This is a genomic window from Planotetraspora kaengkrachanensis, from assembly GCF_016862895.1.
Lineage (GTDB): Bacteria > Actinomycetota > Actinomycetes > Streptosporangiales > Streptosporangiaceae > Planotetraspora > Planotetraspora kaengkrachanensis.
The window spans coordinates 1-21,324 of the sequence record NZ_BONV01000036.1; the positions used below are offsets into that span (position 1 = coordinate 1).

Here is a 21,324-nt window from a genome sequence, read left to right on the forward strand (position 1 = left end):
AGCCGCACATGAAGACGTTCGCCGACGTCATCGCACTCCTGCGCTGACCGCCGGCGAAGCCGTGGCGATCTCGGCGGTGGAATTCCGCACGATTCTTCGCTGGGCTTCAGCAGATCGGCCTCTCGGACGTCTTACTGGATAGAACCTAGGGACTTTTTCAGGAAGGCGGCTCAGGGAGTGCCGACGACGGATCACCTGTCTTCGCCGCATGGCGACCGGTCGGCGAGCGCCGGACCACCACCGGTCCTCGCGGATCAGCTCACGCTGTTGTTCCAAGCCCATGCCGGACCCCTCGTCCGGGTCGCGGTGCTGCTGACCGGCGACGAGGGACTGGCCGAGGAGGTGGTGCAGGACGCCTTCATGGGTCTGCACCGCCGCTGGCAGCGCCAGGGGCCGCCGGACAGCCCGCCGGCGTACCTGCGCACCTCGGTCGTCAACGGATGCCGGTCGGCGCTGCGCCGGCGTCGGCTCGCCTCACTGGTCGGGATCGAGCAGCCGATCCAGGAGACATCGGCGGAGACCGCGGTCCTGCTCCAGGAGGAGCACGCCGCGGTCTTCGCCGCGATGAAGGACCTGTCGCGGCGGCAGCGGGAGGTCCTGGTGCTCCGCTTCTACCTCGATCTCGACGATCCGCAGATCGCCGTCACGCTCGGGGTGAGCCGCGGCACCGTGTCGTCCACGATCTCCCGTGCCCTCGCCGCGCTCGGCGCGCGTCTGGAAGGTGTCCAGTGATGAAGGAAGATCTCCAGGCGCGGGTTCGGAGCGCGTTTCAGGCTCGTACGGCTGCCGTGCCGGACCCTCAGCCGCCGAACTGGACGACGGCCCGCGGGCGCCGGGGCGGCTGGAGTCGTTTCGCTCCGCTCATGGCCGCGGGCGCCGTCCTGGGCGTGCTGGCGGGCGGGGCCCTGATCAGCGTCGCCGTCGGCTCCGATCAGACCGGGCCCGTGACCGCCGGCCCGGCTCCGGTGACCGCGTCGCCTGTCGCGTCCTGCGCCGCCGACCTGCCCAGCAGGGTGCTCCCGAAGTGGGCACGGACCGGCTTCACCGACCCGGAGCCCCGCATGCCGTACGTGCTGGGCGATCGCGGCGACATCGCCGCGATCATCTTCGGCTACCCGTTGACGGCGCCGCCGCTGCCCGATCGCAGCAACAAGATCCTCTGGGTCTCGCGGGTTCCTCTCGACCCCGGTGACCCGCTCCGCATCGAAGCTCGGCTCGCCGGCTCGGGAACGGTGGTCGAGCGCACGGTTCTCGGTGGCCCCGGCCCTTCGGGCATCGACCTTCCCCGCAGCGGCTGCTGGCATCTCACCCTGAGATGGTCGGGACACACCGACACCATGAGTCTGCGCTACAGCCCGCGGAACTGATCGACGGGGAGCGGGCTCGCGATCGGCCCGCTCCGGGTCGCCCCTACGGTTGGAGCCGCGCGATCTCCGCCTCGGCGCGTTCCTTCGTGACGCCCGCCTGTTCGAGGACGGCCACGGCCGGGCTCTCGCTGATGGACAGGACGCCGAGCAGGAGGTGCTCCGCGCCGACGTGCTCGTGGCCGAGGCGCAGAGACTCGCGTCCCGCGAGCTCCAGAGCCTTGACGCTCTGCGCGGCGAACGCGATGTGGCCCTGCAGGGCGGACTCCCCGGCAGGCCCGAACGTTCCGGCGAGCGACTCGCGTACGGCGTCGGACGCTCCGCTCAGCGTTTCGACGATCCGGGCCGCCGGCGACTGCGACTCGTTCAGCAGCGCGAGGAGGAGGTGCTCCGGGCCGATGCGGTCGTGCCGCGCCTGCCGGGCCGCCTCTTGGGAGCCGACGACCGCGCGGCGGGCCGCGTCGTCGAAACGGGCGAACGTCTTGAGGTGGTCCTCCATCGTGCCGTCGCGTTCCTTGGCCACGAACCGCTTCTGCGCGGCCTGTTTCGTGACGCCCATGCTGTGGCCGATCTCCGTCCAGGAGGCGCCCGAGTGCCGGGCCTGGTCCACGAAGTGGCCGATCAGGTGGTCGGCAAGCTCGCCGAGGTGCTCGCCGAGCACCACGGCGTCGGTCAGTTGCCGTAAGGCGTCGCCCTCCGGGTGCCGGGTCTTGATCACTGCGATGAGGTCGTCCAGGCGAGGTGTGTTCTCCATGCGTCAACCATAAGTTGACGATACCCAGATCGTCAACCTCGGGTTGACGAAATCGGTTCAGAGGTGGTCGCGCAGGATCCGTCAGTACGACCGGGGCAGCCCGAGGACGTGCTGGCCCAGGAACGCCAGGATCAGGTTGTTGTTGACGGGAGCGACCTGGTACATGCGGGTTTCGCGGAATTTACGCTCGACGTCCCAGGTGTCCACGAACCCGTTGCCGCCGTGGGCGTCCAGGCAGATGTTGGCGGCCTGCCAGCTGGCCTCGCTGGCCAGGAACTTGGCCGTGTTGGCCTCGGCGCCGCACCTGCGCCCGGAGTCGAACAGGGCCGCCGCGCGGGTGCGCATCTGGTCGGCGGCGACAACCTGGGTGTAGGCGCGGGCCAGGGGGAACTGCACGCCCTGGTCGGCGCCGACGGGGTGGCCGAAGACGTCGCGCTCCCTCACGTAGCCGATCGCCCGGTCCAGGAACCAGTAGCCGTCGCCGACGGCCTCGGACGCCAGCAGGATGCGTTCGGCGTTCCAGCCGTCGATGACGTAGCGGAAACCGCTGCCCTCCTCGCCGATCAAGCTGTCCGCGGGGATGCGCATGTCCTTGTACCAGACCTGGTTGGTGGCGTAGTTGAACATGGTGCGCACCGGCTCGACGACCAGCGTGCCGGGCTGCTCGGCGCGGATCCGGCGCAGGTCGATGAGGAACAGGCTGATGCCCTCGGCTCGTTCGGCCGGGTCGTCCGGCAGCGGGCGGGTGCGGGCCAGCAGCATCAGCAGGTCGGACTGGGTGATGCGGCTCGTCCAGTTCTTGTGGCCGGTCACCACGTAGTCGTCGCCGTCGCGCACCGCCGCGGTGCGGATCCGGGTGGTGTTGGAGCCCGCTTCCGGCTCGGTGATGGAGAAGGCCTGCAGCCGCAGTCCGCCGGTCGCGATCTCCGGCAGGTAGCGGCGCCGCTGCGCCTCGGTGCCGTGCCGCAGCAGCGGCGCCATGGTGTACATCTGGGCGTGGCAGGCGGCGGAATGCCCACCGGAGCGATTGATCTCCTGCAGGATGATGCCTCCCTCCGTGACACCCATCCCCAGCCCGCCGTACTGCGCCGGAATGAGGACGGACAGATAGCCGGCTCGGGTGAGGGCGCTCACGAACTCCTCGGGGTAGGCGCGTTCGCGATCACGGTCGCGCCAGTACTCGTCGCGGAAACCTCGGCAGAGATCGCGCACGTCCGCGCGTAACCGCTGGTGGGCGGGGTCGGTGTCCTGGATGGCTATGTCCTGGGTGGCGGGGTCGTGAGTGGTGTCGCTCATGGCCGCCTCCTTCTCGGGATCTGGTCACGCCCGGCGCGTGGGTGCGGCGAGGCGGGCTTCGAGGAAACGCGGCTCGGCCTGTCTCCAGTCTTCAACTCGACGCGTCGGGAAACGACGGCCGGGCCCCTTTCGCCGATGCTCGAAAGAACGTTCACATATCGCGGGTGGTGGTGGCCGTTTTCTTGTGGCGGAGCTGGACAAGTCAGGCGCGACGTACCATTCGCATATGACCAGCAGACCCGCCACGGAGCATCACCTGCGCGATCTTGCGCTGCTGCGGCGCGTCCGTGACCGGATCGATCGGGAGTATGTGCAGCCGCTGGACGTCGAGGCGCTCGCCCGTGGCGTGAACATGTCGGCCGGGCACCTGAGCCGGCAGTTCAAGCTCGCGTACGGCGAGTCGCCGTACACCTATCTGATGACGCGGCGCATCGAGCGGGCGATGGCGCTGCTGCGCCGCGGTGACCTCAGCGTCACCGAGGTCTGCTTCGCGGTCGGCTGCTCGTCACTGGGCACCTTCAGCACCCGCTTCACTGAACTGGTCGGCATGCCGCCCAGCGTCTACCGGGACCAGGAGGCGCACACGACGGACGGGATGCCCGCCTGCGTGGCCAAGCAGGTGACGAGACCGGTCAGGAATCGAGAAGCGCAGGTCACACGGGCCCAACTAGCCTGACGGCCATGGACATCACCATTCACAACACGTTCCTTCCGCACGACGACCCGGAAGCGTCCCTGGCCTTCTACCGCGACGTCCTCGGCTTCGAGGTCCGCGCCGACGTCGGACGCGGCAAGATGCGCTGGATCACGGTGGGCCCCGCCGGCGGGTCCGGCACGTCCATCGTCCTCTACCCGCCGGGCGCCGACCCCGGCATCACCGAAGACGAGCGCCGCGTCATCGCCGAGATGATGGCCAAGGGCACCTATGCCATCGTCACCCTGGCCACCCCCGACCTCGACGGCGTCTTCGATCGACTGCAGGGCGGTGGCGCCGAGGTCGTCCAGGAGCCGACCGACCAGCCGTACGGGATCCGCGACTGCGCCTTCCGCGATCCCGCCGGCAACCTGATCCGGATCAACCAGCTGGGCTGAGCCGTCCGGCGATCACCGCCATGACCCGCACGGAACGCACTGCCACATTGCCCCCGCACGACGCCGACGGAGGCCGCGAACGCGGCCCCGTCCGACAGATGGAGACACGATGAGCATGGCCTCGAGGACGGACTCGCAGTCGTCTGCGCCGCACGTCGCCGACAGCCACGACCTGATCCGCGTGCACGGCGCGCGCGAGAACAACCTCAAGGACGTCAGCGTCGAGCTTCCCAAGCGCAGGCTGACGGTGTTCACCGGCGTCTCGGGCTCGGGCAAGAGCTCTCTGGTGTTCGGCACGATCGCCGCGGAGTCCCAGCGGATGATCAACGAGACCTACAGTGCGTTCGTGCAGGGCTTCATGCCGACGTTGTCCCGGCCCGAGGTCGACGTGCTGGACGGGCTGACGACCGCGATCATCGTCGACCAGGAGCGGATGGGCGCCAACCCCCGTTCCACGGTCGGCACCGTCACCGACGCCAACGCGATGTTGCGCATCCTCTTCAGCCGGTTGGGGCGCCCGCACATCGGCTCGCCCCAGGCGTTCTCCTTCAACGTCGCCTCGATCAGCGGGGCGGGTGCGGTCACGCTCGAGCGTGGCGGGGAGACCATCAAGGAGCGGCGCGAATTCAGCGTCACCGGCGGCATGTGCCCGCGCTGCGAAGGCATGGGCAGGGTCTCCGACATCGACCTGTCCCAGCTGTACGACGAGAACCTGTCGCTCAATGAGGGCGCGCTCACGATTCCCGGCTACAGCATGGACGGCTGGTACGGCCGGATCTTCAGAGGCTCCGGCTTCTTCGACCCGGACAAGCCGATCCGCGAGTTCGACAAGAAGGAGCTCCAGGCCCTGCTCCACAAGGAGCCGACCAAGATCAAGGTCGAGGGTATCAACATCACCTACGAGGGCCTGATCCCGAAGCTGCAGAAGTCGATGTTGTCCAAGGACAAGGAGGCGATGCAGCCGCACATCCGCGCCTTCGTCGAGCGGGCGGTGACGTTCAACACCTGCCCCGACTGCGGCGGCACCCGGCTCAGCGAGGTGGCCCGGTCGTCGCGGATCGGCGGGATCAACATCGCCGACGCGTGCGCGATGCAGATCAGCGAGCTGGCCGAGTGGGTCCGAGGCCTCGACGAGCCTTCGGTGGCGCCGCTTCTCGCGAAGCTGCATCACACCCTCGACTCGTTCGTGGAGATCGGGCTCGGCTACCTCTCGCTCGACCGGCCGTCGGGCACGCTGTCGGGCGGCGAGTCGCAGCGCACCAAGATGATCCGCCACCTCGGGTCGTCGCTGACCGACGTCACCTACGTCTTCGACGAGCCGACGATCGGGCTGCACCCGCACGACATCCAGCGGATGAACGGCCTGCTGCTGAGCCTGCGCGACAAGGGCAACACCGTGCTGGTCGTGGAGCACAAGCCGGAGGCGATCGCGATCGCCGACCATGTCGTCGATCTGGGCCCGGGCGCGGGCACGGCCGGCGGCGAGGTGATGTTCGAGGGCACCGTCGACGGGCTGCGGGCCAGCGGCACCGTCACCGGCAGGCACCTCGACGACAGGGCCGCACTCAAGGACTCGGCGCGGAAACCGTCGGGGGTGCTGGAGGTCCGCGGCGCCAGTGCGCACAACCTGCGCGACGTCGACGTCGACATCCCGCTCGGCGTGCTGGTGGTGGTGACCGGTGTGGCCGGGTCGGGCAAGAGCTCGCTCATCCACGGCTCGGTCTCCGGCCGGGACGGAGTGGTGGCGATCGACCAGGGAGGGATCAAGGGCTCGCGGCGGAGCAACCCGGCGACCTACACCGGACTGCTCGACCCGATCCGCAAGGCGTTCGCGAAGACCAACGGCGTGAAGCCGGCGCTGTTCAGCGCGAACTCCGAGGGCGCCTGCCCCACCTGCAACGGCGCCGGCGTCATCTACACCGACCTGGCGATGATGGCCGGTGTCGCCACCACCTGCGAGGAGTGCGAGGGGAAGCGGTTCCAGGCGTCGGTGCTGAACTACCACCTCGCCGGCCGCGACATCAGCGAGGTGCTCGCGATGTCGGTCACCGAGGCGGAGGAGTTCTTCGGCGCCGGAGAGGCGCGCACGCCGGCCGCGCACGCCATCCTCAAGCGGCTCGCCGACGTCGGACTCGGCTACCTCAGCCTCGGCCAGCCGCTCACCACCCTGTCCGGCGGCGAGCGGCAGCGGCTCAAGCTGGCCACCAACATGGCCGGCAACGGCGGCGTCTACGTCCTCGACGAGCCGACCACCGGCCTCCACCTCGCCGACGTCGAGCACCTGCTCGGCCTGCTCGACCGGCTCGTCGACTCCGGCAAGTCGGTCATCGTCATCGAGCACCACCAGGCGGTCATGGCGCACGCAGACTGGATCATCGACCTCGGCCCCGGCGCCGGTCACGACGGTGGCCGGATCGTCTTCGAGGGCACACCCGCCGACCTCGTGGCCGCCCGCTCCACCATCACCGGCGAGCACCTCGCGGCCTACGTCGGCTCCTGACCCGGGGCCTCGCCGAACCCTGCGTCGCGTGCCGGCCGGGCCCGGCCACGCGTCGTAGGGTTTCTGACGGCAGTCACACTCCTTTTCTCCCCGGGGGAGCACGCACGTGAGCACGCAATCGCACAGATCGCCATCCGCCTGGCGCGACGTGCGTCGTCACCTCAACGAGCACCGTCACGAACTGGCACGAGCCGCCGACCGGCTCTATCCGGACGTGCCCAAGGTCGGATCCACGCAGCTGCTGACCAGACCGGCATGGACGCCGGCCCAGCCCATCGAGCTGCACAGGATCGGCCTGCGGTGGGACGACGGGCCTTCACCCGCGGCCGTGACCGGTCGCGAAGCGGAGGCGCTGGCCGTGCTTCCACCGGGCATCTCGTCGTACGCCGAGGCGATGGAGGCACTGGACAGGCCCCGGCTGTTCGAGAACCGTACGTGCTATCGCCTGCTCGACGTGGCCTGGCCGGAGATGAGCTTCACCCGCGGCCACTATTTCGACGGAGTCGACGTCGGCGAGACCGTCGCCCACGAGTTCGCGTCGGCCCGGCTTCTGGGTGAGGCCGAACTGCCCTTCCGGGGACTCGTCCCCGATCCCACGAGCCTGCGCGCCCGGGTCGCGCTCCCCGCGGTGTCCATGCTGACGTTACGGCGCGACAGCCATGCCGGGACCATGACGTTCGTGCTCCACTGGCGTGACCCCGCGCGGGTCGCGCACGGAGGAGGGCTCTACCAGGTCATGCCCGTCGGGATCTTCCAACCGGCCGAGGAGGGCTCCCACGCGGAGACCGCCGACTTCGACCTGTGGAAGTGCGTGGTCCGCGAGTACGCCGAGGAGTTCCTCCGGCGTTCGGAGGTGTACGGCGACGCCTTCGACTACGAGACCTGGCCTCTCTACCGGCAGTTGACCGACGCCCGCGAGGACGACCGGCTGCGGTCCCTCGTCCTGGGCATCGGAGTGGACCCCCTCACCTTCGCCACGGACATCCTGGCGGTCACGGTGATCGAGGCGGACACCTTCGACGCCGTCTTCGGCGACATCGCCACGTCGAACGAAGAGGGACGCGTCATCGGCGCGCAGGGCATCCCGTTCGATGACGACTCGGTGAGCCGGTACGTCCACGACGAGCCGATGCAGGCGGCAGGCGCGGCCGTACTCGAACTCGCCTGGAAGCACTGCCGGACCCTCGTCTCCTGATCGCCCGGTCCGTCCCTGAACTTCCCCGCATGGTGACCTGGGGGCGGTTCGCGCGAACCGCTGCGCTACATTCTCGCCCGGCGTGCTGAACCGGTTCCGGCGCCCGAGCCGTGCCGTGCCCGGACCCTGTTCACTGAGCCCGTGTGCGATGGAGACCGGGCGCTCGGCCATCGTGATTCACCAACCCAGAGATCGGAATTTCGCAGTGTCGCGACGTCGTACGACCCGCTGGACCGTCAACCGCGCCAAGGCGGGCGCGCTGCTGCTCGCCGTACCGGGGGCGATGATCCTCGCCGGCGTCTCGGCCTGCGGGAATTCGGCGCCGGTCGGTCCCGTGGCGGCGAGTTCCCCGTCGGAGACCTCACCGGTCGCGTCGACCCCGGCCGACGCCGTGCCGAGTGCGAGCGAAACTCCGATCGCCACACCGCCTGCCACGCCGTCCGCCGGGTCGCCCGCCCCAGCCGAGGAAGGGACCCCGGCGGCCGCGCCGGCCTGCGAGGCGACCGACCTCAAGGTGACCCTCACCGAACAGCCGCAACGACGTGAGGGCGACAGCCGGATGGCGCTCGTCCACCTGATGAACACGTCCAGCCGCACCTGCAACGTGGGCGGCTGGCCGGTGATCGCGCTCGTGAACGCAGCCGACGAGGCGGTGACCGTGCCGGCGAAGAACGTCGCCGAGCCGGGCAAGTCGGTGCCGGCCGACCTGGTTTCGGGCGGGGGAGCGTTCGCCGGTATGAAGTGGACGATCTGCGACAAGGCGGCCCCTGATTGCCCGACCGGCAACACAGTGAAGGTCGGCCTCACGAAGGGCGGGCCGCTCGTGGTCGCGACCCTGGAGGGCTTCCCGAACCCGGAGCAGTCCGGCCTCACCTTCAAATCGCTCCAGGTCGGCACGATTCAGCCGGCCGCCCAGGGCGTCGTCGCCTGGTGACCCCGCTCCCGGCGCGGGCGGCGCCGATCGCTCCCTGATCACGCGTCGCCCGCCGCTGGGCAATCGTGGTTCTGTCGTCCAATGTGGACGGTGTGGACCTACGCCGGGGGGATGCCGTGGACAGGCGGCGAGCCGTACAGACGCTGCTTCTTGGATTGGCGGCAGCGGTCGGACTACCGCTCCTGATGATCATCTTGGCGCTCGCGACCGGCTACGCGTGGGGTCTGTGGCCGGGAGCCGTGGGTATGGTCGTCCTGGTCGTGGTCGGCCTGGTGGCGATCGGCGTCTGGATGTTCGTCACAGAGTTCAGCGACTTCCGCCTGATCGCCTACGCGTCCTGCGTCACGATGGCCGTGGCGTACATCGCCGCGTTCGGCGGCCTCTCCGTATGGATTCTGGCCGCACGTGGTGTGGAGACCAGTTGCTCCGTGACGAGCCGGGAGCCATGGGGAGCCATCGAGGACAGCAGCTCCGAGATGCGGCTCAGCTGTGCCGACGACAGCCGTCAGGTGTATCGCGGAGGCACCCTCGAGATCGGTGAACGGATCGACATCGTCTACGACCCCGACCACACGATCATGTCCCTCAGGGCGGGCGAGGTGTCGGCCGCCCCGATCTACACATGGGTGGTCGCCGTCGCCCTGGGCGGGACGGTGCTGCTACGTCTGGTCGAGGCCGTGGGGGGCGAGGATCGCGGCCTGCCCTGGTGAGATCTCCTGGTCCCGAAGCGGGGCGCCCCCGTGCCGGATCATCCGCGAAGGGCTTCACACCATCCGGTTCCCCGGATCACGCCGCGGCGACCCCGGAACCGGCGGTCTCGGGCACTCCGGGCATCGCGGGCTTCATGCCGCCGACCCGCCAGAGGCCGTACGCCGCGACAGCGGCGCCGAGGGCCATCACGCAGACGCTCGCGACCTCGGGGACGCCGCCTGTGACGACGTTGTCTCCGACGAGGCCGGCCGCGAAGAGAACGGGCGCGATGAACGAGGTCACGCCACGGCGCACCAGCGCGATCAGCACCAGCAGCAGGGAGAGCATCCCCAGGAACACGTAGTAGGTCACCGGCACGGCCCACAACCCTGGGCCCTGGAAGCGCTCCACGACGAATTGCTCCATCGCCGTCTGGTTCAGACCGGAGGCCCCGGTCTCGACCAGAATCAGGTGGAACATTGCGAATGCGCCGGAGCACGGGACCGCGGGCACCAGCAGGGCCCACCCGATCCGCCCCGCGACGCTGCCTCGCATGACGGGCCCCAAGCCGGCGAGGGCGAGCCCGAGCAGGGCCGCGGCGCCGAGCTGGATCAGACCACCGGCGGTGAGCCGGCCGCTGCCCTCGGCGATGGCCGCGATGGAGGTGGTCTCGTCGAGGTTGCCGAAAACCGACTCCGTGATCGCGACGCACAGCCACGATCCGAACAGCGCCAGCGCGGTGATCCGGAGCGACGGCGCCTGACCCGCACCCTCGCCGGGCCGGTACGGGGGTAGGGGCTTGAGGAGTTTCATGAACTTGCTCCGATAGTTCGGGAATGGTGCGGCCACACTAGGTCGCCGCCGGCCGCCGGGGCCTCAGCCGCGACGGACCTTCCCTCTCATACGCGCGGAGGAGGCCACCGCCATCGGGGGCATGATCCGCCGGCAGCCGGCCCCGCACTACAGTTCGCCCATGCACAGTGCGTTGTCGCGGCGCCAGTGGGCCTTCGACCTCTTCCTCGCGGTGGTCGCCGCGGCCGCGGCGATCGCTCAGCTCGTCATACCGAACAACGACGGCTACTTCGGCGGGCCGATGTGGCTCAATGTGGTCGTCTCCCTGCTGAGGACCGTCCCCCTGGCCGCACGCCGGGTCTGGCCCGTCCCTGTCGCGGTCGTCGTGTTCGGGTCGGACATCCTCACGAGCCTGTGCGTTCCCCACACCTCCACCTTCTGGGGCACGGTGCTGCCGATGGCGACCGCGACGTACTCGGCGGCACGCTGGAGCGACATGCGACGGTCACTGCTGGTACTGCCGCTGCCGGTGGCCGCCTTCGCGCTGTACCCGATCCACATGCGGAGCTTCGGAGGGTGGGAGGACATCCTCTTCCCGCTGATGATCCTGTGGCCGACTTTCATCGCGGGATACCTGATCAACCGGCTCCTCCAGCAGCGTCACGACCTCAAGGAAGCACTGCGCCAACTTGCCGAGCAGCGCGACGAGCACAGCCGTCACGTCCTCCTGGAGGAGCGGACCCGGATCGCGCGTGAGATGCACGACGTGCTCGCGCACGGCGTGACCGTCATGGTCGTGCAGACGGGCGCGGCGCGGATGGAGCTCGACGAGTCGGCGACCGCGGCCCGCGAGTCGCTTCTCGCGGTCGAGGCGACCGGGCGGCAGGTCATCGGGGAGTTGCGCCGGACGCTCAGCCTGCTGCGGCTGGGCGACGATCTCCCTCCGTCCGGGCATCCCTCACCCGGCCTGGCGGACCTGCCCGAACTCGCCGAGTCGATGCGCAAGGCCGGCCTGACGGTGGACCTGCACGTCCCTGGGCAGGTCGAAGCCGATCCCGGGCGAGAGCTGGCGGTCTACCGGGTCGTCCAGGAGGCGCTGACCAACTCGCTGCGGCACGCGGGCCGCACACGTGTGCGCGTACGCGTCACCGCCGACCCGCACCTGGAGGTCGAGGTGTCCGACACGGGACCACGCCATCGTGACGACAGGGGATCCCGGCTCGGGGGCGGCCACGGGCTGATCGGCATGAAGGAGCGGGTCACGATGTACGGCGGGCGGCTGCTGGCGGAACCACGCGGATCAGGATTCGTCGTGCACGCCGCCTTCCCGCCCGTGGAGCGTGTGCGGTGATCCGGGTGCTGGTGGTCGACGATCAGGTGCTGGTGCGTGCCGGTTTCCGCTCCATCCTGGAGAAGCAGCCGGACATCGACGTCGTGGGGGAGGCGGGGGACGGGATCGAGGCCGTCTACATGGCCCGAACCCTGCGGCCGGACCTGGTGCTGATGGACATCCGGATGCCCCGTCAGGACGGGCTGTCCGCCACGGAGGAGCTGATGACCGCCGAGGCGCCGCCCCGCATCGTCGTGCTCACCACCTTCGACGCCGACGAGTACGTCTACGCGGCGTTGCGCGCCGGAGCCACCGGATTCCTGCTCAAGGACATCTCCCCGGAGGACCTGGCCGCCGCCGTGCGCAGTGCGATGTCCGGGGACGCGATGCTCTCCCCGCGGGTCACCCAGCGCCTGATCGAGTCGTTCGTACGCACCCCACCGCCGTCGGCAGGCGTACCGGAGCAGCTCCGCGGCCTCACCGGCCGTGAGCTCGACGTGCTACGCGAGCTGGCGACGGGGGCGACGAACACCGAGATCGGGGCCCGGTTGTGCCTGGCGGAGACCACCGTCAAGACCCACCTGGCGCATGTGTTCGCCAAGCTCCAGGTGCGGGACCGGGTGCAGGCCGTCGTGCTGGCCTACGAGTCCGGGCTGGTCCGTCCCTCGGCGTGATTTTCGCGTGCCGCCGGTTGCACTGTGAACCGACACCGGTATACGTTCATAGCTGGTGTCGACATGACGGGGAGGTAGCCGTGATCATGAGGACCTGGCGCGGATGGACGCGGGCCGACGACGCCGACGCCTACGCGGCCTACCTGATGGAGACCGGCCATCCGGGCTACACCTCGACGCCGGGCAACCGGGGCGTCACCTTCACCCGCCGCGACGACGGCGACCGGGTGGAGTTCCTGCTGACCTCGATGTGGGACTCCTGGGAGTCGGTCAGGGCCTTCGCCGGCCCCGACCCCGAGCGCGCAGTCTTCTATCCCCAGGACGACCGCTTCCTGGTCGACCGTGAGCTGACCGTCGACCACTACGAAGTGTTCGCCGTCGGACACGGGACGGTGTGAGGCTGGGGGACCTTGGCGATTCCCCGCAGGGAATCGCAATCCTGCGGGCCGGACTCCACACTGCTGCGCATGAGCAATCCACTCGATGTGAAGCAATGGGGTCACCGATATGTCGCCCAGTGGAACGAGCCCGATCCGGAGACGCGTAGAGCGCTGATTCGCGAGCTGTGGGCACCCGACGGGATCCAGGTGCTGGTCGAACCCCCCGAGACGATCCGTGACGCCGCCTCGGCTCTCGCGTTTCCCGTGCCGCCGCTGGAAGTCCGCGGCCACGACGCGTTGGACGCCAGGGTGACCCGGGCCTATGAGATGTTCGTCGCGCCGGGCGAGCACGTCTTCGAGGCCGCCGGAGAGCCTGTGCTTCTTCTCTCCAATGTGCTCGCGCTCCGGTGGTCGATGGTGTCTGCCCGTACGGGGGAGGCGGTCGGCGGCGGCCTGGACGTCCTGGCCTTGGACGGCGACGGCCGGATCGGCACCGACCACCAGTTCATCGGAGTGAACTGATGCGATTCACCAGGATCGCCCGGGCCGGGGACGGCGGGTCGGCCTTCGAGGACGGCGAGATCGCGCTCGAGCAGCGGAATGTCGCCGAAGGCGTGCCCGCCATGGCGGTCGCCGGGCTGCCGTCGAGCGGCGGCGTGCAGTACCTGCGCAGCGCCGTCTTCGACAGCAGTGCGCACCCGGCGCCTCGTGAGCAGTGGGTGGTGATGCTGCGCGGGACGATCGAGGTCACGGTGAGCGACGGCAGCCGGCGGCGCTTCGGTCCCGGTGACCTGGTGCTCGCCTCCGACACCACGGGAACGGGGCACGTCACGACCGGCGTCGGCGACCCGCCGTTCGAGGCGCTGTTCATCCCCGTCCGGGCAGACGGCGCATAGACGGACGCCGCTCCTGCAGGTGAGCGGCGTCCTCATGGTCCGGCCGGGCTCAGCAGGCCTTGGAGTAGACCGTCGACTTCGACTTGTAGGAGCAGGAGTCCTTCAACGTTCCGGACGCGTTCCGCAGGTAGGCGGTGTCCGAGGTGTTGTTCCAGATGTAGGCGAAGGTCCCCTGGCTGCTGCTCCTGCCCCAGTACCGGTTGGCCGAGGTGTTCTTGCCCTTGCCGGTCCGGACGGTGACCGTCTTGCCGGCGCCGAGGGTGAACGTGCCGAACTTGAAGATGTGGCCCGAGGTGGTGCTCTGCTTGTCGCGGAGGGTCCAGCCCTTCAGGCTGACCGCCTTCTTCGTCGTGTTCTTGATCTGTACGTACTCGCCGTTGAGCTTGGTGTTCGTGACAGGGGTGTCCGAGGTGCGGCCGTACGAGTTGTAGTAGATCTTGGTGATCTGGATGGCCGGGCCCGCCGCGTAAGCCGGCTGGGAGATGACGACCGCGCCGACGCCCAACGTGGCGGCCAGCAGCAGGGAACGAACACGCACAGGAGGCTCCTGAGGTGGGGGATGTGTCCAGCGATTCGATCGTAATGATCGCAATGGTTACCGATGGACCGTTCCTGCATCGCTTTGGTATCTCTGGTCGCCTTTTGCGCCGACGCCACGGCCGCGCGGGCCGGCCCGCGCGGTGGGGTGGTCAGGCGGGGGAGAGCGCGTCGAACCGCTCGGCCAGCGACAGGTACCGCCCGGACCAGCCGTTGCCGATGGCCAGTTCCTGCAGTCGCCCGGTGGGGGCGAACAGGAAGCGAAGGTCGGGCCACCTGCTCAGATCGCCCAGCCGGAGTCGCTCGACGTGGTCGCGGATGTCGGACACCGCGGCGTCCCAGTCCTCATAGCTCGTCCAGGTCGTGTCGTGCGGAACCGACCGGACGATGGCCAGCACCTCTTCCATGATCAGCAAGGCTTCCCTGTCGTCGGCCGTCTCCATGTGTTCGACCCTCGCACGCCTCCGCGCGGACACCAAGGGCCTGAGAGCGCGGACCCGAGTGTGTTGCGCGTCACATCGATGTCGAGTCACGAACGGATGGGCCGCATCCATCACGTGGTCGTCAGCTCGATGAGAAGGAAGGCACGACGATGACCACACGGCACGGGTCCGGCACGGCGGCGACGCACCACGTTCTGGTTCTCGGGGCGGGCTACGCCGGCATGGCCGCGGCGATCCAGCTCGCGGCCCGGGTCGGGCGGCGCGAGGGCGTGCGGGTGACCCTGGTGAACCCCCAGGAGCGGTTCACCGAGCGGTTGCGGCTGCCCATGACGGCGACCGGGCAGCGGGTCGCCGAGATGAACATCCCGGAGCTGCTGCGGGGCACGGGCGCGCAGTTCGTCCGCGGATGGGTGACCGCCGTCGACGCGGACGCGAAGACCGTGCGGATCGACGACGACCGGGTCCTCCACTACGACACGCTGGTGTACGGCCTGGGCAGCGTGGCCGACACCGCGGCGGTGCCGGGTGTCGAGGACCACGCGCACACCCTGGACGGCGCCCAGGACGCCGAGGTGCTGGCCGACCGGCTGGCGCGGCTCGGCAGCGGGACGGTGGTGGTCGGGGGCAGCGGGCTCACCGGCATCGAGTCGGCCGCGGAGATCGCCGAGCGGCACCCGGAGCTCGACGTCGTGCTGCTCGGCCGGGGTGAGCCCGGTGCGGCCATGCACCCGAAGGCCAGGGCGTACCTCCAGTCGGCGCTCGAGCGCCTGGGCGTGCGGGTGCGCAGCGGGGTCGAGGTGGTGAAGGTGCTGCCCGGCGTGGTGGAGTTGGCGGGCGGGGAGAGCGTCGCCGCCGACGTGGTCCTGTGGACGAGCGGCACACGCGTGTCGCCGCTGGCGGCCGCCGCGGGCCTGACCGTCGACGAGCGTGGTCGCATCGTCACCGACGCCTCGCTGCGGTCGGTCTCGCACCCCGACGTGTACGCCGTGGGCGACGCGGCCGCGATCCTTCAGGGCTACGGCGTCATGCACGGGACCTGCCAGGGTGGGATGCCGACCGGCGTGCACGCCGCCGTGTCGATCTGCCGCGTCCTGGACGGCAGGCGGCCCAAGCCGTTCCGTTTCGGCTACTACCACACGCCGGTGAGTCTGGGCAGAAACGACGCCGTCGTTCAGTTCACCCACCCCGACGACAGCCCGCGACGGGTCTATCTGGCCGGGCGCATGGCGGTCCGCTATAAGGAGACGGTGACCGCATCGCCTTGGCCGACCTATGCCCGTATGAAGAGGATGCCCGCCTCAGGGGCGTTCTGGCCCCGCGGTGGTCGCTTCACCCGCATCCGGGGGACACGATGACCCACCCGTCCGCCGACCACGACCAGCAGGTGTTCGACCGGCACCGCAACCTGCTGTTCTCGGTGGCCTACCGCATCCTCGGGACCGTGGCCGACGCCGAGGACGTGGTCCAGGACGCCTGGATCAAATGGTCGGCCGCCGATCGTTCGCAGGTCGCCGACCCGAAGGCGTATCTGGCGCGGATCGCGTCGAATCTGGCGCTGGAACGGTTGCGCTCGGCCCGGTATCAGCGGGAGACCTATGTGGGCCCGTGGCTCCCGGAGCCGATCCTCACCAGCGGCGACACCGCCGAGGCGGTCACCGGCGCCGATTCCGTGTCGACGGCAATGCTGGTGGTGCTGGAGACCCTGAGCCCGCTCGAGCGTGCGGTGTTCGTGCTGAAGGAGGTCTTCGACTTCAGCCACGCCGAGATCGCCGAGGCGGTGGAGCGCTCCGAGGTCGCGGTGCGCCAGGCCGCGCACCGTGCCCGCGAGCATGTGCGGGCCCGGCGTCCGCGCTTCACGGCGGACCGGTCGCGGCAGCGAGAGGTCACAGAACGGTTCCTCGCCGCCGCGACCGGGGGCGACATCAACGCCCTCATGGAGCTGGTCTCCCCGGAGGTCACCCTGTGGACCGACGGCGGCGGCAAGGTCCGCCAGGCCCTCAAGCCGGTCGTGGGAGCGCGGGTGGTGGCCGCCTGGTTCGCGGCCATCGGCACGGTCACCTACCAGGGCGTCGAGCCGGCCGACATGAACGCCCGGCTGGTCGAGATCAACGGCGGCCCGGGCATGGTGTTCAGCGGTCCCGACCGCGTGATCGCCGCCGTCACCTTCGACTTCGACGCCGACGGCCGCATCACGGCCATCCACAACATCGCCAACCCCGACAAGCTGGGGGCCATCGCCGACGGGATCACCCGCGACGTGGCCACGCCCTGAGAGCGGCGGAGGTGGTCGAGTCGCCATCGCCGTGAGCGAACAGGTCATCGAAGCCAGGTCGGTCTGCGTAGATTCCTGGCATGCGTGTGCTGTTCGCGAGCCTTGCGTCGGTCGGTCACACCTACCCGCTGATCCCGCTCGCGATCGCCGCGCGGGACGCCGGGCACGAGGTGCATTTCGCGGCCGGTGAGGACGTGCACGCGCCGCTGGCCGCGAACGGACTGCGCCCGTTCCGACCCGCGGACTCGTTCTATGAGATCTACGCCGAGGATCTCGAACCGGAACTGGCGCGGCTGCGACCCGACCTCGTGGTCCATGAATGGGGACTGCCGGGGGCGGCGATCGCCGCGCACCGTGCCGGCATTCCCAGTGTCTGGCATGGCTTCGGCCGCATGTTCCCCGAAGGAATCGGGCTGGAACCGCCCATGAAGATCGCCGAGGCTCCCGGGCGGCCGCACATCGACATCTGCCCGCCGTCCTTGCAGGACGAGGACTTCCTCGCCACCGCGGACCGCATCGTGCTGCGGCCCGTCCCGTACTCGCCGCCCGCCGCCCTGCCCGCCCGGGTCGGCCGGCACGATTCACGGCCGCTGATCTATCTGACGCTCGGCACCGCGTTCGGCACCACGGAGTTGCTCACCACGGCCATCGAGGGGCTGGCGATGCTGGACGCGCGCGTGGTGGTCGCCGCGGGCCGGGTGCGCCCGGAGCAGTTGGGAGACATGCCGGCCGACGTCACCGTGCGGAGCTGGGTGCCGCAGGCGGAGCTGTTGCCGCACGTCGACGTGGTCGTGCATCACGGTGGCAGCGGCACCACCCTCGGCGCGCTCGCCGCCGGAGTCCCGCAGCTGATCCTCCCCCAGGGAGCGGACCAGTTCGCCAACGCCGACGCCGTCAGCGCCGCGGGCGCGGGGCTGCGCCTGCTCCCCGAAGAGCTGAGCGCGAACGCCGTCGCCGCGCACGCGGGGGTGCTGTTGCCGCGCCACGGCCGCTCGGGCCACCGTGAGGCGGCCCGGGCGATCGCCGAGGAGATCGCCCGCATGCCGTCCCCTGACGAGGTCGCCCGCCGGCTGCCGGAGTTCGTCTAGGGCCTGTTGTGAAAGTGCCGACGGGCCGGACGAGGTGATGCCCAGGTCCGGCCCGTCCGCTCGTCTCTACAGGTCGAGCTGATACTGCAGGGTCGTGTGCGTGGGCACGTAGCCGAGGCTGTCGCTGATGTGTCTCATGTGCGTGTTGCTGTCGGCGGTGTCGGTCAGGAGGCCGCCGAGGTCTGGATAGCGCCCGTGGGCTTGCCGGATCGACTCTGCCTTCATCCATCGGCCGAGGCCGTGCCCGCGGTGCTCGGGCAGTACGCCGGTGCCGTAGTGCTGGCCATCACCCGTGCCATTGCCGGGGACGACGAGTTCGGTGAATCCGGCGATCGAGTCGTCGCAGGTGTCGATGGCGACGACCGTGTGCAACTGGTCGCCGCGCTCTTCGACGGCCTTCGCCGCAGCCCGGACCCGGTCCACGTCCCAGGCCACGGTGCCGTAGTCGGTGTCTTCCATGGGCATGTCGTCCATGGCGCGGCGTGAGGCGGCAAACGTCTGGGCGAGGGCGTCGGGGACGGTTCCCTGCCATGATGCCAGCCGGTAGCCGGGATGTGGACGCTCGATGATCTCGGCGATGGCGATGGTGTCCACGTCGGCCAGTGGCAAGCGGGCGTACCTCAGGGTGAGGACCTTGCGGAAGCCGCGGGCCGGCAGGAATTGGTCGCCGGGCGATCCGGCCTGGGCCTGCGCCATGACGCAGCGTCGGGCGTTGTCCCGGGCGGCGGCCACGGCGGTGCCGAGGAGCCGGGAGCCGACGCCCTTGCGGCGCTCCACGGGATGGACGTGGAGGGTCAGTTCGGCCAGGTGCTGTTGTCCGCCATCGAACAGGCGCAGAAAGGCCGTCCCGACGGGGATGGAATCGGCGTCGGACGCCAGCCATGCAAGGCGTCGGCTGTGCGCCCCGTGAGCGGGGTCGGTCAGTGGGGTGATGCGGAGCGACAAGGTGTCTCCGTCGTGAGGAGGTGGCAAAGGTCAGTACGCGGGCTCAACTGCTGGGCACTCCTGCGCATGTGCTCCACACCTCCTCGTCGACAGCGCCGGTCCGGATCAACATGGACGGCTGCGACAACTTAGCTGGCCTATCGGTTCCTCGGCAAAGGGTTAAGTGAAGGCTGGTGCGGCAGTTTGGTGACAGCCACTCATTGATGGCCGCGACCAGCACGGTTGCTTCGTAGCGGACGGCGAGTTTGTCGTATCTCGTGGCCACGGCCGGTGGCGCTTGAGGCGATTGATCCCGCATTCGACCGCGTGCCTCTCGCGGTAGTCGGCCTTGTCGAACGTCGGCGGCCGACCCCCGCGGGAGCCGAGCTTCTTACGGTTGCGGACCTGGTCCTTCTTCTCCGGGATCGTGCACCGGATCCCACGTCGGCGCAGGTAGGCACGGTTCTTCCGGGAGCCGTACGCCTTGTCGGCACGCACCCGATCGGGACGGACGCGCGGCCGACCCGCCCTGATACGGGCCACGCGGACCTTTCTCAGCACGGGTTCGAACTGCGGCGAGTCGCCGCGCTGCCCGGCCGTTACCACGATCGCCATGGGCTTCTGTCCTTGCTCGACGGCCAGGTGCAACTTGGTGGTGAACCCGCCGCGCGAACGTCCCAGTCCATGATCAAGGAGCTCGGCCAGGGACTGGAGCTGGCTGAAGATCCTGTGCCGGGTACCGTTCCGCTGCCATCGGCGGAACAGGTCGTAGATACGGCCCCACGGCCCGTACTCGGCGGGCACGTCCCGCCACGGGACGCCCGTTGCGACCCGGAACCGTATGCCGTCGATCAACTGCCGCCGGGGCCAGACAGGCGGCCGCCCCGCCTTCGTCCCTTTCGGCAGCAACGACTCCATCATCGCCCACTGTTCATCAGTGAGATCTCCCCGCCCCATGAACGAAGATCATTCATGGGGTGAGATTCATTTCGATACAGGCCCTGGTACATAAGAGCCCGCGGGCGGTCAGCGCGCCTGCGCCTCCTGGTCGCGGAGCGCCTGCTCGACCGCCTCGCGGACGCGCTCGTCCTCACGCAGCTTGCGCCGTACGCGGTTGCGGCGCGTGCGGAAGATCGCCCAGACGATGGCGGCGATCACCACGATGACCAGCAGCGACAGCGTCCACGGGACGGCCCAGCCGTGCGCCGTGGTCTGGGTCGGCTTGAGAGCGCTGGTGGAGCCCGACGCGTCGGTGATCAGGGGCGTGAGAGTCACGGTCGCGGCCAGGTCGACGGCGGGCGTCACGCCGTGGACGGGCACCTTCACCTTCCAGCTCTCACCCGGGAGCAGTTCCGGCGGGGAGGCGAGCTTGCTCGCGTCGGTTCGCAGCCATCCGAACGGTCCTGAGACCGACACCGCCTGCTGGGTCGACAACATGGCGTTGCCGGTGTTGTGGATCGTGTAGGTGATCGTGGCGTCACCTGTGCCGAACGGGTTGAACGTGCCGGAGTAGTCGACGTCGAAGTCCTCGACGGAGAGGTTCGGCTTGAGCTCGCCGCTCACCCGCAGCTTGACCCGGATGCCGAGGCGCCGGTCCACGTTGATGCCCTCGGCCTGGTCGGCCTGCGTCAAAGAGGTGAGGACGCCGCCCACGTAGTCGCCGGGCGTGGCGTTGTCCGGAACGGAGACCGTGAAGGGGACCTGGGCGGTCTTGCCGGGCTGGACCGTGACGCTGTCGCGGCCGGCGTGGACCCAGACGCCGATGCCGACCGACTTCTTGTCCTTGGTGAGCAGGTCGAGCTGGCCCGTGTCGGTCGTGAAGCCGTCCGCGGCGTAGACGGTGAGCGTGAGCGGGGTCTTGCTGCGGTTGGCGACGACCATGGCGTCCTTGATCTGGCCGCCGGGGTTGACGTCATAGCTGAAGCTGGAGCGGTCGGCGCCGAACCCGTTCGAGGCCGTCCTGACCGTCCAGGTGACGTCGCCGTCGTCGGCCATGGCGGGACCGGCACTCACACCGGCACTCACACCGGCGATCGCGATGGCCGTGAGCACGGCCAGGGCGGCGGTGCGGACGAGGGTGCCGACGGTGGCCGTCCGGCGCGGTGCGGGCGCTTTCATGCGGGTTCTCCTGGAAAGGGGGAGGCGGGGCAGGCCACCCGAAGG

At 69.6% G+C, this 21,324-nt stretch carries 23 protein-coding genes and 1 pseudogene; 16 read left to right on the forward strand and 8 right to left on the reverse strand.

Annotated features, from left to right (window positions below; genetic code table 11):
* Positions 1–177 precede the first annotated feature (177 nt).
* On the forward strand, positions 178–732 hold the full coding sequence (locus tag Pka01_RS30570) for a SigE family RNA polymerase sigma factor (protein ID WP_239115582.1): 555 nt from the start codon (positions 178–180) through the stop codon (positions 730–732).
* Entirely contained in the window at positions 732–1,367 is a 636-nt protein-coding gene (locus tag Pka01_RS30575; RefSeq protein WP_203886404.1) for a hypothetical protein, read from the forward strand. Before Pka01_RS30570 ends, Pka01_RS30575 begins: the two co-directional genes overlap by 1 nt.
* A gap of 43 nt (positions 1,368–1,410) precedes the next feature.
* Here Pka01_RS30575 and Pka01_RS30580 read toward each other — a convergent pair whose 3' ends face one another.
* Both Pka01_RS30580 and Pka01_RS30585 read right to left on the reverse strand, forming a co-directional pair.
* Entirely contained in the window at positions 1,411–2,118 is a 708-nt protein-coding gene (locus tag Pka01_RS30580; protein ID WP_203886405.1) for a Clp protease N-terminal domain-containing protein, read from the reverse strand.
* Between the two features lie 81 nt (positions 2,119–2,199).
* Positions 2,200–3,414 carry an acyl-CoA dehydrogenase family protein gene (locus tag Pka01_RS30585; RefSeq protein ID WP_203886406.1) on the reverse strand — a complete coding sequence of 405 codons (1,215 nt, stop codon included), beginning with the start codon at positions 3,412–3,414 and terminating at the stop codon, positions 2,200–2,202.
* Between the two features lie 226 nt (positions 3,415–3,640).
* Between Pka01_RS30585 and Pka01_RS30590 the strand changes: the two genes are divergently transcribed.
* The 6 genes from Pka01_RS30590 to Pka01_RS30615 all read left to right on the forward strand — a co-directional run bounded on the left by Pka01_RS30590 (position 3,641) and on the right by Pka01_RS30615 (position 9,845).
* Positions 3,641–4,090 (forward strand): helix-turn-helix transcriptional regulator, encoded by a 450-nt coding sequence (locus Pka01_RS30590; protein ID WP_203886407.1) that lies wholly within the window; start codon positions 3,641–3,643, stop codon positions 4,088–4,090.
* 5 nt (positions 4,091–4,095) lie between these two features.
* Positions 4,096–4,506 (forward strand): VOC family protein, encoded by a 411-nt coding sequence (locus Pka01_RS30595; RefSeq protein WP_203886408.1) that lies wholly within the window; start codon positions 4,096–4,098, stop codon positions 4,504–4,506.
* 109 nt (positions 4,507–4,615) lie between these two features.
* Positions 4,616–7,006 (forward strand): ATP-binding cassette domain-containing protein, encoded by a 2,391-nt coding sequence (locus Pka01_RS30600; RefSeq protein WP_203886409.1) that lies wholly within the window; start codon positions 4,616–4,618, stop codon positions 7,004–7,006.
* A gap of 106 nt (positions 7,007–7,112) precedes the next feature.
* The gene (locus Pka01_RS30605; protein WP_203886410.1) at positions 7,113–8,201 is read left to right on the forward strand and encodes a hypothetical protein; all 1,089 of its coding nucleotides are present in this window, start codon (positions 7,113–7,115) and stop codon (positions 8,199–8,201) included.
* Positions 8,202–8,406: 205 nt separating this feature from the next.
* On the forward strand, positions 8,407–9,135 hold the full coding sequence (locus Pka01_RS30610) for a DUF4232 domain-containing protein (protein WP_203886411.1): 729 nt from the start codon (positions 8,407–8,409) through the stop codon (positions 9,133–9,135).
* 116 nt (positions 9,136–9,251) lie between these two features.
* Positions 9,252–9,845 (forward strand): hypothetical protein, encoded by a 594-nt coding sequence (locus tag Pka01_RS30615; RefSeq protein WP_203886412.1) that lies wholly within the window; start codon positions 9,252–9,254, stop codon positions 9,843–9,845.
* A gap of 76 nt (positions 9,846–9,921) precedes the next feature.
* On the opposite strand, the gene Pka01_RS30620 is transcribed toward Pka01_RS30615, so the two are convergent.
* Positions 9,922–10,638, reverse strand: coding sequence for a hypothetical protein (locus tag Pka01_RS30620; protein WP_203886413.1), 717 nt, complete (start codon positions 10,636–10,638; stop codon positions 9,922–9,924).
* A gap of 160 nt (positions 10,639–10,798) precedes the next feature.
* Between Pka01_RS30620 and Pka01_RS30625 the strand changes: the two genes are divergently transcribed.
* From Pka01_RS30625 to Pka01_RS30645, 5 genes are all read left to right on the forward strand, one after another.
* Positions 10,799–11,968, forward strand: coding sequence for a sensor histidine kinase (locus Pka01_RS30625; protein WP_203886414.1), 1,170 nt, complete (start codon positions 10,799–10,801; stop codon positions 11,966–11,968).
* On the forward strand, positions 11,965–12,621 hold the full coding sequence (locus Pka01_RS30630; protein ID WP_203886415.1) for a response regulator: 657 nt from the start codon (positions 11,965–11,967) through the stop codon (positions 12,619–12,621). The genes Pka01_RS30625 and Pka01_RS30630 overlap by 4 nt, the downstream gene beginning before the upstream one ends.
* 80 nt (positions 12,622–12,701) lie before the next feature.
* Positions 12,702–13,019: a hypothetical protein gene (locus Pka01_RS30635; protein ID WP_203886416.1), complete on the forward strand. Its 318-nt coding sequence runs from the start codon at positions 12,702–12,704 to the stop codon at positions 13,017–13,019.
* A gap of 69 nt (positions 13,020–13,088) precedes the next feature.
* A complete protein-coding gene (locus tag Pka01_RS30640) occupies positions 13,089–13,523 on the forward strand; it encodes a hypothetical protein (protein ID WP_203886417.1) in 435 nt (144 codons plus the stop codon).
* Positions 13,523–13,897: a cupin domain-containing protein gene (locus Pka01_RS30645; RefSeq protein WP_203886418.1), complete on the forward strand. Its 375-nt coding sequence runs from the start codon at positions 13,523–13,525 to the stop codon at positions 13,895–13,897. Before Pka01_RS30640 ends, Pka01_RS30645 begins: the two co-directional genes overlap by 1 nt.
* Before the next feature lie 49 nt (positions 13,898–13,946).
* Here Pka01_RS30645 and Pka01_RS30650 read toward each other — a convergent pair whose 3' ends face one another.
* Together Pka01_RS30650 and Pka01_RS30655 are read right to left on the reverse strand one after the other, a co-directional pair.
* Positions 13,947–14,435 (reverse strand): lamin tail domain-containing protein, encoded by a 489-nt coding sequence (locus tag Pka01_RS30650; RefSeq protein WP_239115584.1) that lies wholly within the window; start codon positions 14,433–14,435, stop codon positions 13,947–13,949.
* 151 nt (positions 14,436–14,586) lie between these two features.
* Complete coding sequence (locus tag Pka01_RS30655; protein ID WP_203886419.1) at positions 14,587–14,877, reverse strand: hypothetical protein; 291 nt, start codon at positions 14,875–14,877, stop codon at positions 14,587–14,589.
* A gap of 149 nt (positions 14,878–15,026) precedes the next feature.
* On the opposite strand from Pka01_RS30655, the gene Pka01_RS30660 reads away from it, so the two are divergent.
* The 3 genes from Pka01_RS30660 to Pka01_RS30670 all read left to right on the forward strand — a co-directional run bounded on the left by Pka01_RS30660 (position 15,027) and on the right by Pka01_RS30670 (position 18,237).
* The gene (locus Pka01_RS30660; RefSeq protein WP_203886420.1) at positions 15,027–16,232 is read left to right on the forward strand and encodes an NAD(P)/FAD-dependent oxidoreductase; all 1,206 of its coding nucleotides are present in this window, start codon (positions 15,027–15,029) and stop codon (positions 16,230–16,232) included.
* Positions 16,229–17,149 (forward strand): RNA polymerase sigma-70 factor, encoded by a 921-nt coding sequence (locus Pka01_RS30665; protein ID WP_203886421.1) that lies wholly within the window; start codon positions 16,229–16,231, stop codon positions 17,147–17,149. Before Pka01_RS30660 ends, Pka01_RS30665 begins: the two co-directional genes overlap by 4 nt.
* 80 nt (positions 17,150–17,229) lie before the next feature.
* Positions 17,230–18,237, forward strand: a complete 1,008-nt coding sequence (locus Pka01_RS30670) for a glycosyltransferase (protein WP_203886422.1) — start codon at positions 17,230–17,232, stop codon at positions 18,235–18,237.
* 66 nt (positions 18,238–18,303) lie between these two features.
* Here the strand turns inward: Pka01_RS30670 and Pka01_RS30675 are convergent, their stop codons facing one another.
* From Pka01_RS30675 to Pka01_RS30685, 3 genes and pseudogenes are all read right to left on the reverse strand, one after another.
* Positions 18,304–19,182: a GNAT family N-acetyltransferase gene (locus tag Pka01_RS30675; protein WP_203886423.1), complete on the reverse strand. Its 879-nt coding sequence runs from the start codon at positions 19,180–19,182 to the stop codon at positions 18,304–18,306.
* 190 nt (positions 19,183–19,372) lie between these two features.
* Positions 19,373–20,118 (reverse strand): annotated as a pseudogene (locus Pka01_RS30680) (IS5 family transposase); the annotation flags it as partial.
* 69 nt (positions 20,119–20,187) lie between these two features.
* The gene (locus Pka01_RS30685; protein ID WP_203886424.1) at positions 20,188–21,279 is read right to left on the reverse strand and encodes a WxL protein peptidoglycan domain-containing protein; all 1,092 of its coding nucleotides are present in this window, start codon (positions 21,277–21,279) and stop codon (positions 20,188–20,190) included.
* Positions 21,280–21,324: the final 45 nt, after the last annotated feature.

What these genes read in the sequence shown, in the direction of transcription:
- Pka01_RS30575 (WP_203886404.1), top strand. Translation starts at nt 732, where the DNA reads ATGAAGGAAGATCTCCAGGCGCGGGTTCGGAGCGCGTTTCAGGCTCGT.
- Pka01_RS30580 (WP_203886405.1), bottom strand. Translation starts at nt 2,118, where the DNA reads ATGGAGAACACACCTCGCCTGGACGACCTCATCGCAGTGATCAAGACC.
- Pka01_RS30585 (WP_203886406.1), bottom strand. Translation starts at nt 3,414, where the DNA reads ATGAGCGACACCACTCACGACCCCGCCACCCAGGACATAGCCATCCAG.
- Pka01_RS30590 (WP_203886407.1), top strand. Translation starts at nt 3,641, where the DNA reads ATGACCAGCAGACCCGCCACGGAGCATCACCTGCGCGATCTTGCGCTG.
- Pka01_RS30595 (WP_203886408.1), top strand. Translation starts at nt 4,096, where the DNA reads ATGGACATCACCATTCACAACACGTTCCTTCCGCACGACGACCCGGAA.
- Pka01_RS30600 (WP_203886409.1), top strand. Translation starts at nt 4,616, where the DNA reads ATGAGCATGGCCTCGAGGACGGACTCGCAGTCGTCTGCGCCGCACGTC.
- Pka01_RS30620 (WP_203886413.1), bottom strand. Translation starts at nt 10,638, where the DNA reads ATGAAACTCCTCAAGCCCCTACCCCCGTACCGGCCCGGCGAGGGTGCG.
- Pka01_RS30625 (WP_203886414.1), top strand. Translation starts at nt 10,799, where the DNA reads ATGCACAGTGCGTTGTCGCGGCGCCAGTGGGCCTTCGACCTCTTCCTC.
- Pka01_RS30640 (WP_203886417.1), top strand. Translation starts at nt 13,089, where the DNA reads ATGAGCAATCCACTCGATGTGAAGCAATGGGGTCACCGATATGTCGCC.
- Pka01_RS30645 (WP_203886418.1), top strand. Translation starts at nt 13,523, where the DNA reads ATGCGATTCACCAGGATCGCCCGGGCCGGGGACGGCGGGTCGGCCTTC.
- Pka01_RS30655 (WP_203886419.1), bottom strand. Translation starts at nt 14,877, where the DNA reads ATGGAGACGGCCGACGACAGGGAAGCCTTGCTGATCATGGAAGAGGTG.
- Pka01_RS30660 (WP_203886420.1), top strand. Translation starts at nt 15,027, where the DNA reads ATGACCACACGGCACGGGTCCGGCACGGCGGCGACGCACCACGTTCTG.
- Pka01_RS30665 (WP_203886421.1), top strand. Translation starts at nt 16,229, where the DNA reads ATGACCCACCCGTCCGCCGACCACGACCAGCAGGTGTTCGACCGGCAC.
- Pka01_RS30670 (WP_203886422.1), top strand. Translation starts at nt 17,230, where the DNA reads ATGCGTGTGCTGTTCGCGAGCCTTGCGTCGGTCGGTCACACCTACCCG.
- Pka01_RS30685 (WP_203886424.1), bottom strand. Translation starts at nt 21,279, where the DNA reads ATGAAAGCGCCCGCACCGCGCCGGACGGCCACCGTCGGCACCCTCGTC.